Source organism: Larkinella arboricola (assembly GCF_003259745.1).
GTDB lineage: Bacteria > Bacteroidota > Bacteroidia > Cytophagales > Spirosomataceae > Larkinella > Larkinella arboricola.
Genome location: NZ_QLMC01000001.1, coordinates 565391 through 578712 on the forward strand (window position 1 = coordinate 565391; position 13322 = coordinate 578712).

Below are 13322 nucleotides of genomic sequence, written 5' to 3' on the forward strand. Positions count from 1 at the left end.
AATGTCAAACTTTTATAAAAAAAGCCTTGCGCTGGCTTTACTGACAGTCGTCGGTTTTGTTCCCCACGATGAGACGGCCAACAATCTGCCGGTTCAGACGGCGAAAAACGGCGGCCTGTTCCTGCCCGAAGGCTTCGAAGCCACGGTTGTGGTGGATAGTCTGCCCGGCCGGGCGAGGCACCTAGCCGTCAACTCCAACGGTGATATATACGTAAAAGCCCGGTTTGTCCGGGAGCCGGGGGAGTCGGTAATTGCCCTGCGTGACACCAACGGCGATGGCCGGGCCGACATTATCAAGCGGTTTGGCGGTCATGCCCGTGAGCGGGCGTACGGGACCGGGATGCGAATTCACAACGGTTACCTGTATTTCAGCTCCGAACTGTTCGTATACCGCTACAAACTGACGCCGGGTAAACTCGTGCCGGAAAGTCCCGAAGAAATCATTGTGGAGGACGACCATCCGCACGGGATGCACGAACACATTGCCAAACCGCTGACCTTCGACAACAAAGGCCATATTTACGTCGCCTATGGCGCACCTTCCAACGCCTGCCAGGAGCGGAACCGGATTCCGAGTTCGCCGGGGATGACGCCCTGTGCGATGCTGGAAGATCACGGCGGCATCTGGCAGTTCGACGCCAACAAAATCGGGCAGACCCAGAAAGACGGTCGCCGGTATGCCACCGGGTTACGGAGCGTTGTGGCGATGGACTGGAACCATGCCGACCAGACGCTGTACGCCCTGCAACACGGTCGCGACGACCTGCTGATGCTCTGGGCCGGTGTTTACTCGCCCTGGCAGAGTGCGGTATTGCCTTCGGAAGAATTTCTGCGGATTAAGGAGGGAACGGATGGCGGCTGGCCGTACGTCTATTACGACCAGATGCTGGGCAAAAAAGTCCTGAATCCGGAGTACGGTGGCGACGGGGAAGACGTGGGCAAAGGAGGTCCGTACGAGAAGCCCATTATCGGTTTTCCGGGACACTGGGCACCGAACGACATCCTTTTCTACCAGGGCAACCAGTTTCCGGATCGGTACAAAAACGGTTCGTTCATTGCCTTCCACGGTTCGACCAACCGGGCACCCTATCCGCAGGCCGGGTATTTCATTGCGTTTGTTCCGTCCAAAAAAGGCGTTCCTTCCTCAAATTGGGAGGTTTTTGCCGACGGTTTTGCGGGCGTTGATCCCATCGTAAACGTGAGCGATGCGGTGTACCGGCCCATGGGGATTGCGATGGGCCCCGACGGCTCGCTGTACCTGGCCGAAACCGAAAAAGGAAAAATCTGGAAAATAACGTACAAAGGCGACAAGAAGAAGTTTGGCCCAGCGCAACTGGCGCAGATGGAAAAACGCAAAACCATGTCGCACATCCGGACGCCCGACGAAGTGAAGGACAATCTGGATAAAGACAAACCCGTACTGGGCAGCAAAATCTACGGAATTTATTGCCGGGCGTGTCACCAGCGGAACGGTTTGGGCGATTCGCAGCGCTTTCCGCCCCTGTCGGAATCGGAATGGGTAGTGGGCGACAAAAAACGCCTGATTGAAGTTCTGCTGAAAGGGCTGGAGGGGCCGATTGAAGTAAAAGGTCAGTCGTACAACAACGTGATGCCGCAGCATGATTTCCTGAAGGACGGCGAAATCGCCGAGGTACTGACGTTCATCCGGCAGAACTTTGGCAATTCGGCCAGCGCCATTACCGCCGAGGAAGTCGGCACCGTCCGGAAAGCAATTAAAGACAAGAAATAAAGAAAAGTAAATGATCCGATCAATTGCCCCCGGTTCGAACCGGGGGCAATTATCAACCGTACACGGACTTTCTTACGCTTAATCTGATTTGTAAATGCGTGCCTATACCTTACTGATTGCCGGTTTTTTTGCGTTGGTTTGTCTCGGAGTAATGGGTTTCACGGCTAATCTGAAGCCGGATGAGCCCAAACAGGACCGCTGGAAAGCGCCGACCTGGGCCGATACGCTGAAAAGCCACTACCCAACCGAGCCGCTGACGCTGGCGCAGGGGGAGGAACTGTTCATGGAGTTCTGCTCATCCTGCCACGGCGAAACCGGGCTGGGCGATGGGGCTGCGGGCCGGTCGCTGGGGGCCAAACCTGCCAATTTTCACGACCCGGACGTAAAGGGCCAAACCGACGGCGCGCTGTTCTGGAAGCTGTCGAACGGGCGGGGAAACATGCCACCCTTTCAAGACGTTTTTTCGGAAGAGCAGCGCTGGCAGTTAGTGGCTTATCTTCGTAAATTATCCGCTCCCAAGACCGACCATAAATGAAATTCATAACCTCTTTACGGAAACAAATCGGCGTACTGGCAACGGCCCTCTGCTGTCCGGTACTGCTCTACGCGCAAGGCTCCGACGCTCCGATTCCGCCCACGGCCCTGCGGCCCGACATCAAAGTGGAGCATTTTCTGGCCGTTGGACCCGAAGCCGTCCGGCTGATTCAGCACCCGGTAACCGGCGATCTGTACTACACCACGTTTACCGGCGATGTGTTTCGGGTCAAAATGAACGACCAGCCGCCGGTGGCCGAGAAAGTGTTTTCGGCAGCCGATCACGGTATTACACGCTTGCAGGGAGCGGCTTTTCTGAAAAACACGCTCTTTCTGGCCGGTAACATCAGTGTCAACAACAACAAGGGCACGAAAGGCCGGATGGTGCGCTACGACCTGGCGTCGGGCAACAAGCCGGAGATGACAGTGGTGTTTAATACCGTTGAATACGGAACCAACAAAACGACCTTCGACCACGGCTGGAACGCTCTGGAAATCAGCCCTGACGGAAAGTATATCTACGTCAATACCGGCGCCCGGACCGACCACGGCGAAGTGCAGGACAACGGCGGTGTGTACCCGAACGCCCGCGACAATGCCCTGACGGCCAAAATCTTCCGGTTTCCGGTGAATGTCAAAAATCTGGAACTGCCCGACGACGAAGCCAAGTTGAAAGCCGACGGTTACATCTATGCCGAAGGCATCCGCAACGCCTACGACATGGCATTCGATGGCAACGGGAATCTGTTTGCGGTCTCTAATTCGGGCGACTACGACCACGCCGAAGATATGTTCTGGGTACGGAAGGGGCATCACTACGGTTTTCCGTGGGTGATGGGGGGCGGTATCGACAACCCGCAGCAGTATCCCGACTGGCAGCCCGACCCGGAGAAAGATCCGTTCATGAGCAAGTTTGCCCACGCGTGGCTGATGCGGTATTTTCGCAATGACCCGGATTTTCCGAAAAAACCGGCGGGTGTCAAGTTTACCGGCCCGGTGCTGAACATGGGGCCGGACGCCAACGAATACCGTGACCGCGCCACCGGTCTGGTGATGGACGGCGATTCAACGGGCGTGGGCGTTGGCACGTTTAACGCGCACAGTTCGCCACTGGGTTTGTTTTTCGACACCAAAAAAGCACTGGCCGACGATTTCAAGGGCGACGGTTTTGTGATCCGGTATTCGGGGCCGCGCCGGAATTCGACCCTTGTTCACCCGCTGAAAAAACAGGGCCGCGACCTGCTGCACCTGGATATGACCTACAACAAAACCACCGATAATTATACGGTTAAGACCACCCGCCTTGTCGATGGTTTTACGGAGCCGACCGACGCGGTGCTGGTGGATAATACCGTGTACATCATCGAGTATGGTGGTAAAGGCGGAAACATCTGGAAAATTACGCTGCCAGCAGATTCAAAAATGGCGAAGAAAAGCCGCAGGAAAGAAGCCCGGAAATGAGCACTATGCTTTCATTAAACTAACCCAATACCCATGAAGAAACTATTTCTTTTTGCGTTTGCACTCTGCGTAGCCTTCAGTGAACTGGCGCTGGCGCAGCCCTACCACATTGTGATCAAGAACGGTCACGTCATTGACCCGAAAAATAACATCGACGCCGTTATGGATGTCGCCATTCAGGACGGAAAGATTGCCAAGGTGGCTAAATCCATCGACGCAACCGGTGCCCGGCAGGTGGTCAACGCCAAGGGCTTATACGTGACGCCGGGCCTGATTGACATTCACACGCACGTCTTTTTTGGGACCAACATGAACCAGACGTACAGCAACGGCCCGAACGCCCTGCCGCCCGACGTTTTTACGTTCCGCAACGGGGTAACGACCATTGTTGATGCGGGTTGCTCCGGCTGGCGCGATTTCGAAGCGTTCAAGAAGCAAACCATCGATGCCTCCCAAACGCGGGTGCTGGCTCTGCTCAACATTGTTGGAAGCGGCATGCGGGGTGGCAAGTTCGAGCAGAACATTGAGGACATGGACCCGAAAGCCACGGCAGACATGGCGAAGAAATACCCCGAGCTGGTGGTGGGCGTTAAACTGGCGCACTTCAACGGCTATAACTGGACGCCGACCGACCGGGCTGTCGAAGCCGGAAAGCTGGCTAACAAACCCGTTATGATCGACTTCGGTGGCAGCCAGCCAACGCTTTCCATTCAGGAACTGTACCTGAAACACCTGCGTCCGGGCGACATTTTCACCCACTGCTTTGGGCAGTTAGGCACCCGGGAGCCTATCGTAGACGTAGCTACCAGCAAAGTAAAACCGTTTGTGTGGGAAGCTCAGAAAAAGGGCATCATTTTCGACGTAGGCTACGGCGGTATCAGCTTTGCGTTCTCGCAGGCCATTCCGGCCCTGAAAGAAGGTTTCTTTCCGAACACGATCAGCACGGATATTCACACGGGTAGCATGAACAACGCCATGAAAGACATGCTGAACGTGATGTCGAAATTTCTGGCAATGGGCATGGACTTGAAAAGTGTCATCAAAGCCAGCACCTGGGCACCGGCGCAGGCCATCAAACGGTCCGAACTGGGCAGCCTGACAGAAGGTACCGAAGCCGATGTGGCGGTGCTGGATCTGGTGGATGGTAAATTTGCGGTTCGGGATGTGGGCCATTTCGGCTTCTTCGATTACACGGGTCATAAAATTGAAGGAAAACAAAAGCTGACTTGTGAGATGACCATCCGCAAAGGCCGGATTGTATACGACCTGAACGGCATTGCTGACCCGGTTATCGTTCGTCAGCGTCCGCAATAATGGCAGGGAGTCCAGGGCTTTGGAACGCGTCGGTCAACCCACCTCCGAAGCCCTAGGCCCCATGTCATAAAACTCTTATATTTGGGAATGTATTTCCTAAACCTTCTGAGAAATTACCATGTATAAACTAATTCTGGGACTGGCGGGGGTTTGTCTGCTGGTAGCATTGGCCCTCATGGTCAGCGGCAATCTGCCAATGGCTGGCCCTTTCCTGATTGCCTTCTTTCTGGCCGTTTCAATTGGCTTTCGGGGCTATAAAAACCTGAAAGGCTTTTCGTATACCGTCGTCATCTTTGCAGCTGTTACAACGGCTTTGTATTACCCACAGTACTTCGTTTCCGCCGGAAACTTTAAATTTAGTTCGTTAATTACCCCGCTAATTCAGCTCATTATGTTCGGAATGGGAACGTCCATGAGCTTCGACGATTTTGTGGGCGTTATCCGGATGCCGAAAGGCGTTTTGATTGGGGTAATCAGCCACTTTATTATCATGCCCAGCATCGGCTATTTGCTGGCCAGCGTCAGCGGACTGCCACCCGAGATTGCTGCCGGTATTATTCTGATCGGTTGCTCGCCCAACGGCATGGCCTCCAACGTAATTTCGTATCTGGCCAAAGCTAATCTGGCCCTGTCGATTACCATTACCGCCGTATCAACCATGCTGGCTCCTTTTATTACGCCGGTTCTGATGAAACTGCTGGCGGGGGCCTTCGTCGAAATCGACACCCTGGACATGATGATTGACATCGCCAAGATGGTGATCATTCCTATCGGTGCGGGGCTGCTGTTTAACAAGTTTCTCAGCGGTAAGGCTGCCTGGCTGGACAATCTGATGCCGTTTGTATCGATGTTCGGCATTGCGTTTATCATTGTCATCATCACCGCAGCGGGCCGGGATAGCCTACTGACCATCGGACCGCTGCTGCTGGGTCTGGTGCTGATTCATAATCTGTCGGGGTATATCCTGGGCTACTGGTCCGGCCGTCTCTTTAGAATGAACGAGCGCGATTGCCGCACGATGGCGATTGAGGTCGGAATGCAGAACGGTGGGCTAGCTTCCGGCATTGCTAAAGAAATGGGCAAACTGGCCACAGTGGGTCTGGCTCCGGCCATCTTTGGACCGTTGATGAACATTACAGGTTCCATTCTGGCATCCTGGTGGCACAGCCGTATGCCGAAAGAGGAGCGGGAAGCCGTTACGGAAATGGAATACCGACGTCATTAATTCCCTACAACATATGTTCTGCCCCGCATCCTGTGGGGCAGAATTTTAATTAAGCCTATGCGAATGAATAAAGTTACGCTTGCCATTGCCACCTCACTAACCGGTTTGGTTCTGATGTCGTCTCATAACGCCGAAGATCTATTTAAATCCGCCGTTTTTACGCCCGCCAACGGTTTTACGTCCGGTGTTGAAGGTCCGGCGGTGGATAAGTCCGGGACGGTTTACGCCGTCAATTTTGCTAAGCAGGGCACCATCGGGCAGATCACCCCGGGCGGTGAAGCCAGTGTGTTTGTTGAACTCCCCGAAGGCAGCGTTGGCAACGGCATTCGCTTTAACAAAAAGGGCGATATGTTTATTGCCGACTACCCCAAACACAACATCCTGAAAGTGGCTGCGGGTACCAAAAACGTGAGCGTTTTTGCCAATGAACCGCGTATGAACCAGCCCAACGACATTGCCATCGACGGCAAAGACCGGCTGTATGCGAGTGATCCAAGCTGGAAAAACAACACGGGCAACATCTGGCGCATCGACACCGACGGCAAGGTAACGCTGCTGGAAGCTAACATGGGCACAACGAACGGTATTGAAGTGAGTCCCGACGACAAGCGGCTGTATGTCAATGAGTCCAACCAGCGGAAGGTCTGGGTATACGACTTGTCGGCCAGCGGTCAGGTGAGTAACAAACGCCTGCTGATCGAGTTCCCGGACTTCGGTATGGATGGTATGCGCTGCGACGTGGACGGTAATCTGTACATCACCCGGTTTGGCAAGGGAACAATTGCTAAAGTTTCGCCCGAGGGCAAGGTGATACAGGAAGTGCAGTTAATCGGCAAACGGCCCACAAACATCTGTTTTGGTGGCAAAGACGGTCGCACTGCCTACGTCACGCTCCAGGATCAGGGCAATCTTGAAAGCTTCCGGGTTGATAAGCCGGGTCGGGAGTGGAAAATACAGAAGAAATAATATACTCTGACGAACAAAAAAGCCCACCGTGTAAACCGTGGGCTTTTTTGTTGGATGGCAGCGAGGAGTTACCACCGTGCACGCTTCAGTTTTTCGGGCTGGAGTATCCGGATGCTGGTACCGCTGATATCAATCAATCCGTCACTTTTAAACTCGCTCAGCGTCCGGATCAGTGATTCGGTGGCCGTGCCGACCATCGCGGCCAGATCATCGCGCGAGAAATGAATAACCGGCTGATTGTCGTTGCTTTGCAGACTGTTGTGCAGACGGAGCAGCGTATCGGCCACCCGCCGACGCAGCGAGTTGTAGGCCATTGCCAGCAGTTGCTCCTCGCGGTCCGTGATTCGGTTGGCCAGTAGCTGAACAAACCGCCGGGCAACCTCACTGTCGCGAGAAACCAGGTCGATAAAGGTTTCCTTCGGGATATACACCAGCTCGGTGTCTTCCAACGCAACTGCCGAGTCGGTCTGGTCGGTTTGTTCCAGCAGGCTTACGTAACCGAAAAAATCGCCCGGCAAATATAAACCCGTAATGAATTCCTTGCCATCCGGATTGGTTTTGAACGTTTTGACGCGACCTGCCTGGACGAAATACAGCCGCGTCGGTTCGTCGCCCTCCGAATACACAAATTGCTTTTTCTTGATGAGGTGTCCCTTACGGTCCACCAGAAGCGAATCGATGCCGGTTAGGGTGTGGGCATCGTCCAGAAATTGTCCCAAACCGTCTTTCGTTGGCTCGTAGGCCGGTCGCATCTGATTAAAGCGTTTAAGCCGCCCCTCCACAGCATTCAGCAATTCAATTTCCTCGAATGGTTTGGTCAGGTAGTCGTCGGCGCCCATTTCCATGCCCCGGCGGAAGTCAGCCCGCTCGGTTTTGGCGGTCAGAAAAATAAAGGGAACGTCTGCCAAGTCCGGATTTTTATTGAAAATGTGGAGTACCCCGTAGCCGTCGAGTACCGGCATCATGATGTCGCAAATCACCAGATCCGGTTTGGTTTCCAGGGCTTTTTCAACACCAATTTTCCCATTCTCTGCCGTCAGAACGCGGTAGTTGGCGAGTTCCAGAATTTCGGCGGTATTTTCCCGGATGTCGGGATTATCTTCAATGAGCAGGATTATTTTCATAACGGAAGGAGATGGTTACAGTGGTTCCCTGATTAAGCTGACTCCGAAAATCAATGGTACCGTTTAGCAACGCGAGGTATTGGGCAACAATGTGCAATCCCAACCCCGTACCCTGAATGGCGGTGGCGTTTTTGGCCCGGTAAAACCGTTCAAACAAGTGCTTTTGATCGTCTTCGGACATGCCGATACCCTGATCCTGAATCGAAATCCGGACGCCCTCATCGCGGCACCAGGTTGTGAGCCGGATGGGTTTGTTTTCGTCGGAGTATTTGATGGCGTTTGAGAGAAGGTTGACGACGATTTTACGGATAAGCGATTTATCAAGCCAGACTTTTCCGGGGCAATCCTGTTCGAGCTGAATGGTCTGCCCTGGTTTCAGCATTCCCTGTATGTCGGCAACGATGCTGGTCACCAGGTCGCTGAGGTCGAATAACGAATATGAGGCTTCAATTTTACCTTCTTCCAGCTTGCCCACCGACAGAAACTCTTCGAGGATGTCGTTGAGATGGTTAACCGACGCTTTGATGCGCTGGATGTGGCGGTTGCGTTTCTCCTGCTGCTCGGTGGTGGTGTATTTATTCAGCAAATCGGCAGAGGTCAGGATGGCGCTCAGGGGGGTCCGGAATTCGTGCGATGCCATTGACACAAACCGGGATTTGAGCTCGCCCAGTTCGCGCTCGGTTGCCAGGGCTTTGGAGAGTTCATCCTTCGACAGCTCCAGTTGGTGCAGTGTCACCATCAGCGCATTGGTGCGGTCGGCTACTTTCTGTTCCAGTTCGGCGTTTAGTTGCTCGATACGGTTTTTCTGCTCGATGAGCGCCCGTTCGGCTTCTACCTTGTACGTTTTATCAATGATGTAGGCCACAATGTAAAGTACCTGATCCTGGTGGAAATAGCTCAGGCTGATTTCGGCCGGGAACAATGAACCGTCTTTGCGTTTGGCGTACAGGTCGCCACGACCGTGCCCCATCGGACGCACTTCCGGGTGGTCATTAAACGACTTACGTAGATTTTTATGGAGGTTAATGAGCGTCTCGGGCACCAGCATCTCAATAGTTTGCCCTACCATTTCAGCTTCGGTATACCCAAACAGTTTCTGCGCAAACTGACTCACCGAGATCATGCGTCCGTGACTATCGGAGAGAATGATGCCGATGGTTGCATTGGCAAAAACAGCGGGAAAAAGGTTTGTAATCATACAGCGTTTTCCGATTTGCTACAAAGAAAAGTGTATACCGGAATTTGTCCGCAAAGTACGCCTGAAAAAGTAGGTGATGCCTGATAAATATCAGGTAATGGGCCAATGGATGTCATATTGAATGGCTTCTGAAAGGTGCAATTTTACACAGCGTTACGGGACTGGCATTCGCCCAACCGTACACTAATAAACTGTTTTATGGAAACGATTTTTTTTCGGCCACTCATCGTCCCCGCTAAAACTGCGGTTTTGCTGGTATTCGTACCGGATTCGCTCACGCAGCAAGTCGTGGTCAACCGTCTGTTGGAACGGGTCGCTGCTGAACTGGGAGATGTCGTTCGGATTACCCGTGTAGACCAGGTTGTTCATCCTGAGGTGGTTCGAAGCTTCGGGGTGCAACAACTCCCGTCGTTTATCCTGTTGAAACAGGGTAACGAGATCTGGCGGCATAATGGCCTGCTGGATTTCCAGGACTTAATGCAGCTCTTAACCGAGCGTCTACGGGAAGCGGCAGAGTGGTAAAATAGCTTCTCATAATCGTTGTCGTGCCTGTTTTGACCTATGGGCCGGAAACGTTGTAAAGGCGCTGGAAAACAAAACCCTGCCAGAGGTCTAATCGCTCCGGCAGGGTTCCCAGCTACCATCTTACTCAAACGCACTCAACACATAATCTATCAGTTAGCTCAGTTTTTGTCAGTCAAGGGACTTGTTACCAATTTCTATGGCAGATTACTCTGTGGTAATAAGTAGCAATTAAAGACTGAAACTTAAGAATGAGCTTAAGAAAAGATTAGAATTGAATTAGAATCGTCAAAGCAGGATTGTGATTTTGTTGCATTTCAACCAATCCGACGATTAGTGCGCAGATTTTATACGAAACAGGAGCAATGTACCCCATTGCTCCTGTTTCGTTTTATGCGTACAGAATACCGTAACGGGCCTTGTATTCGGCAAACGGTGATGCGATCAGTTAAAACGACTTAAAAGACTTTTAACTTTATGTAACTAAAATTTGCCTTTTGAGTAACAATTTTAGTTACATTGTGGAGCGATTAGTCAATCAGACCCGATGGACAAACCCGAAAAGATTTTAGCAACGGCCCTGCGGCTTTTTGTAACGTATGGTTTTCACGGAACGCCCACCAGCAAAATTGCCAGCGAAGCAGGCGTTTCCAACGGAACCCTTTTCCACTATTTTAAAACCAAAGATGATTTAGTCGTTGCCCTGTATACATCCATCAGGGGCGAATTGAATCAGTTTCTGGTACGTCAAATCAATACGGCTTCCACCAGTAAGGAAAAATTCAGGCGGCTTTTCGTCGGGTCGGTTGAATGGGCGCTGCACAACGGCGACGCTTTTTATTTTATTCAGCAGTTTCGGTTTTCCCCGCACCTGAATCTGGTTTCGGAAGAAGAAAGCCGCCGACAAAGTGAAGTGCATATGGAGTTGCTTCAGGAAGCCCGGAACGCGAATTGGCTCAAACCACTGCCCGTAGACCTGATTGCTACCCTGACCGCCAGCCAGATTAGCGGAATTCACCAGTATCTGGTGGAGAAAACGGTATCGCCTGATGAGCAACGTAAACTAATTGACGACGTTTTTGAATTGACCTGGGCAACGGTCGCAAACCCTGAACTACCATGACAACAACGGGAATACGAGCAATTATTACCGGCGCAACCGGTATGGTCGGTGAGGGGGTGATGCACGAATGCCTGCAACATCCGGCGGTCGAAGCCGTCCTGCTTATCAACCGGAAACCGTCCGGCTTTTCGCATCCCAAATTGAAAGAAATCGTTCATACCGATTTTTATAACTTTTCGGCGATTGAAAATCAGCTGGCTGGCTACAATGCCTGCTTTTTCTGTCTGGGTGTTTCGTCGGTTGGCATGTCCGAACAGGAGTACTACCGGGTGACGTACACATTAACCCTGCATGTGGCCTCCACGCTGAGCCGTCTGAATCCGGAAATGACCTTCTGTTACGTGTCGGGCGCGGGTACGGACAGCAGCGAAAAAGGCCGTTTCCGCTGGGCCCGGGTTAAGGGGAAAACCGAAAATGAGCTGACCCGATTGCCGTTCAAACAGGTGTTTAACTTCCGGCCCGGGTTTATCAAGCCAACGCGTTACTTAAAAAATGCCAATAAATACTACCAGTATATCGGGTGGCTGTTTCCGCTTGGCCGGGCACTGTACCCAAGCGGCTTCTGTACGATGGAGGAGTTGGGGAAAGCCATGATCAATTCGGCCCGGCAGGGCTACGAGAAGCCGATTCTGGAGGGAACGGATATTATTGAACTGGCCCGGCGGCAGCCGGTTTCGGGCATAAGGGAGTCGTTTACATAAACTCCCGCACCAGTTCCAGGTGAAAAACCGTTGGATGGCCTTCGCCCGACGTGACCGACACGCTCCCCTGATGCAGCCGCACGATTCGCTCCACCAGCGACAGGCCCACACCGTAGCCCCGGCTTCCGGCGGTTTGCCGGCTCCGGTAAAAGGGTTCGAAGATATACGGTAAATCGTCGGCCGGGATGGGGTCGCCGTTATTCTGGACGTTGATCTGAACCGAGGTTTCGTTAAAATAAACCTGGATCAGCGCCTTGCCGTCGCTGGCAAATTTGCAGGCGTTTTCGGTCAGGTTTTTCAAAGCCGTGCGTAATAACGCGGTGCTGCCCGGTACGGCCAGCTGGTTAAAATCTTCGGGCAACTCCTCAAAATGAACCGCCACTTCGTAACAGGGATTGATGCTGCTAACCTCATCCCGAATATCCCAAATCACTTCATCCAGGCGAACGGAATCTGTCAGCAGCGAAACCGCCGATGCCTGATTCACCTGCGAGAGTTGCAGTAATTCACGCGTCAGGGTTGATAACTCACTCACGTCGTCCAGCACGGAACGGATTGTTTCCTCGTAAACCTCCGATTCCCGGCGGTTGAGCAGTGCCACTTCCAGTTGAGAGCTAATCTGGGTCAGCGGATTTTTAAGTTCGTGGGAGACATTGGCAACAAACATCCGTTGCAGCCCGAACGATTCGTCAATCCGGTCGAGGAGGTGATTAATGGTTGTCGACAGGCGGCTGATTTCGTCATTATCGGCGCTGACGGGTAACCGCTCCTGCAAGGTGTTGGGAAAAATATGGTTTAGCTGTTGTTCCATCCGCTGCATGGGCCGCAGGACCTCGCTTGCGTAAACCCAGCCAGAAAAGGCTACAATGCCCACAATGGCAATAAACAGCCCAATCAGAACCGCCAGCATTCGGAGCAGAAACTGATCGCCGTAGAGGTTTTCGGCGCTGACCAGTACGATATACCGTTCCGAGCCCTTCTGGTACTCCACGCCCGTTACGTAAGCCAGCCCCTGCCGGAAGCGCATACCTTCATGCCGCCGGATGGCCTCCAGGTCTTTCGTTGATACGGCCAGAGGGGGGCTGTTGCGGATCTGATTTGTAATAAAAATAGGAACGTTCTGACCGTCATAAACCGCTATTTTCTGGGCGGGGAGCTGATCTTTGCGCAGACGGGCGTATTGACTTAACAATTGAGGGCCCATATTCCGGCGCGTCAGCAATTCCCCTACGGTATCCGCTTTCCGTTCGAGACGGCGGTAGAAATCCGAAGAAATAAAATACCAGCAGAACGCGTAGATACAGGTAAACGCCAGAGCCAAAATGGCCGAAACCAGGCCGGTGAAGCGAAAAGTCAGTCGGGTACGGATGGTCATACCGTTGAAACAAAATTATAGAACGGCAA

The 13322-nt window shown here is 52.8% G+C and carries 12 protein-coding genes; 9 read left to right on the forward strand and 3 right to left on the reverse strand.

What is annotated here, in order from left to right:
• Position 1: 1 nt before the first annotated feature.
• From LX87_RS02255 to LX87_RS02280, 6 genes are all read left to right on the forward strand, one after another.
• Positions 2 to 1750: a PQQ-dependent sugar dehydrogenase gene (locus LX87_RS02255; protein ID WP_111626540.1), complete on the forward strand. Its 1749-nt coding sequence runs from the start codon at positions 2 to 4 to the stop codon at positions 1748 to 1750.
• A gap of 94 nt (positions 1751 to 1844) precedes the next feature.
• Positions 1845 to 2285, forward strand: coding sequence for a c-type cytochrome (locus tag LX87_RS02260; protein ID WP_111626541.1), 441 nt, complete (start codon positions 1845 to 1847; stop codon positions 2283 to 2285).
• Positions 2282 to 3745, forward strand: a complete 1464-nt coding sequence (locus LX87_RS02265; protein WP_111626542.1) for a PQQ-dependent sugar dehydrogenase — start codon at positions 2282 to 2284, stop codon at positions 3743 to 3745. Before LX87_RS02260 ends, LX87_RS02265 begins: the two co-directional genes overlap by 4 nt.
• Before the next feature lie 33 nt (positions 3746 to 3778).
• Positions 3779 to 5059, forward strand: coding sequence for an amidohydrolase/deacetylase family metallohydrolase (locus LX87_RS02270; protein WP_111626543.1), 1281 nt, complete (start codon positions 3779 to 3781; stop codon positions 5057 to 5059).
• 118 nt (positions 5060 to 5177) lie between these two features.
• The gene (locus LX87_RS02275) at positions 5178 to 6284 is read left to right on the forward strand and encodes a bile acid:sodium symporter family protein (RefSeq protein ID WP_211325262.1); all 1107 of its coding nucleotides are present in this window, start codon (positions 5178 to 5180) and stop codon (positions 6282 to 6284) included.
• A 63-nt stretch (positions 6285 to 6347) separates the two neighbouring features.
• Positions 6348 to 7250: an SMP-30/gluconolactonase/LRE family protein gene (locus LX87_RS02280; protein ID WP_229310520.1), complete on the forward strand. Its 903-nt coding sequence runs from the start codon at positions 6348 to 6350 to the stop codon at positions 7248 to 7250.
• Positions 7251 to 7318: 68 nt separating this feature from the next.
• On the opposite strand, the gene LX87_RS02285 is transcribed toward LX87_RS02280, so the two are convergent.
• Both LX87_RS02285 and LX87_RS02290 read right to left on the reverse strand, forming a co-directional pair.
• Complete coding sequence (locus LX87_RS02285; protein WP_111626546.1) at positions 7319 to 8374, reverse strand: response regulator; 1056 nt, start codon at positions 8372 to 8374, stop codon at positions 7319 to 7321.
• Positions 8352 to 9572, reverse strand: a complete 1221-nt coding sequence (locus LX87_RS02290) for a PAS domain-containing sensor histidine kinase (protein ID WP_111626547.1) — start codon at positions 9570 to 9572, stop codon at positions 8352 to 8354. The genes LX87_RS02285 and LX87_RS02290 overlap by 23 nt, the downstream gene beginning before the upstream one ends.
• Positions 9573 to 9770: 198 nt before the next feature.
• Here LX87_RS02290 and LX87_RS02295 point away from each other — a divergent pair, with 198 nt between their 5' ends.
• From LX87_RS02295 to LX87_RS02305, 3 genes are all read left to right on the forward strand, one after another.
• Positions 9771 to 10094, forward strand: a complete 324-nt coding sequence (locus LX87_RS02295) for a thioredoxin family protein (protein ID WP_111626548.1) — start codon at positions 9771 to 9773, stop codon at positions 10092 to 10094.
• 547 nt (positions 10095 to 10641) lie between these two features.
• Entirely contained in the window at positions 10642 to 11217 is a 576-nt protein-coding gene (locus LX87_RS02300) for a TetR/AcrR family transcriptional regulator (protein ID WP_111626549.1), read from the forward strand.
• On the forward strand, positions 11214 to 11918 hold the full coding sequence (locus LX87_RS02305; protein ID WP_111626550.1) for an NAD-dependent epimerase/dehydratase family protein: 705 nt from the start codon (positions 11214 to 11216) through the stop codon (positions 11916 to 11918). The genes LX87_RS02300 and LX87_RS02305 overlap by 4 nt, the downstream gene beginning before the upstream one ends.
• Here LX87_RS02305 and LX87_RS02310 read toward each other — a convergent pair.
• A complete protein-coding gene (locus tag LX87_RS02310; RefSeq protein ID WP_111626551.1) occupies positions 11911 to 13293 on the reverse strand; it encodes a sensor histidine kinase in 1383 nt (460 codons plus the stop codon). The genes LX87_RS02305 and LX87_RS02310 overlap by 8 nt on opposite strands.
• Positions 13294 to 13322: the final 29 nt, after the last annotated feature.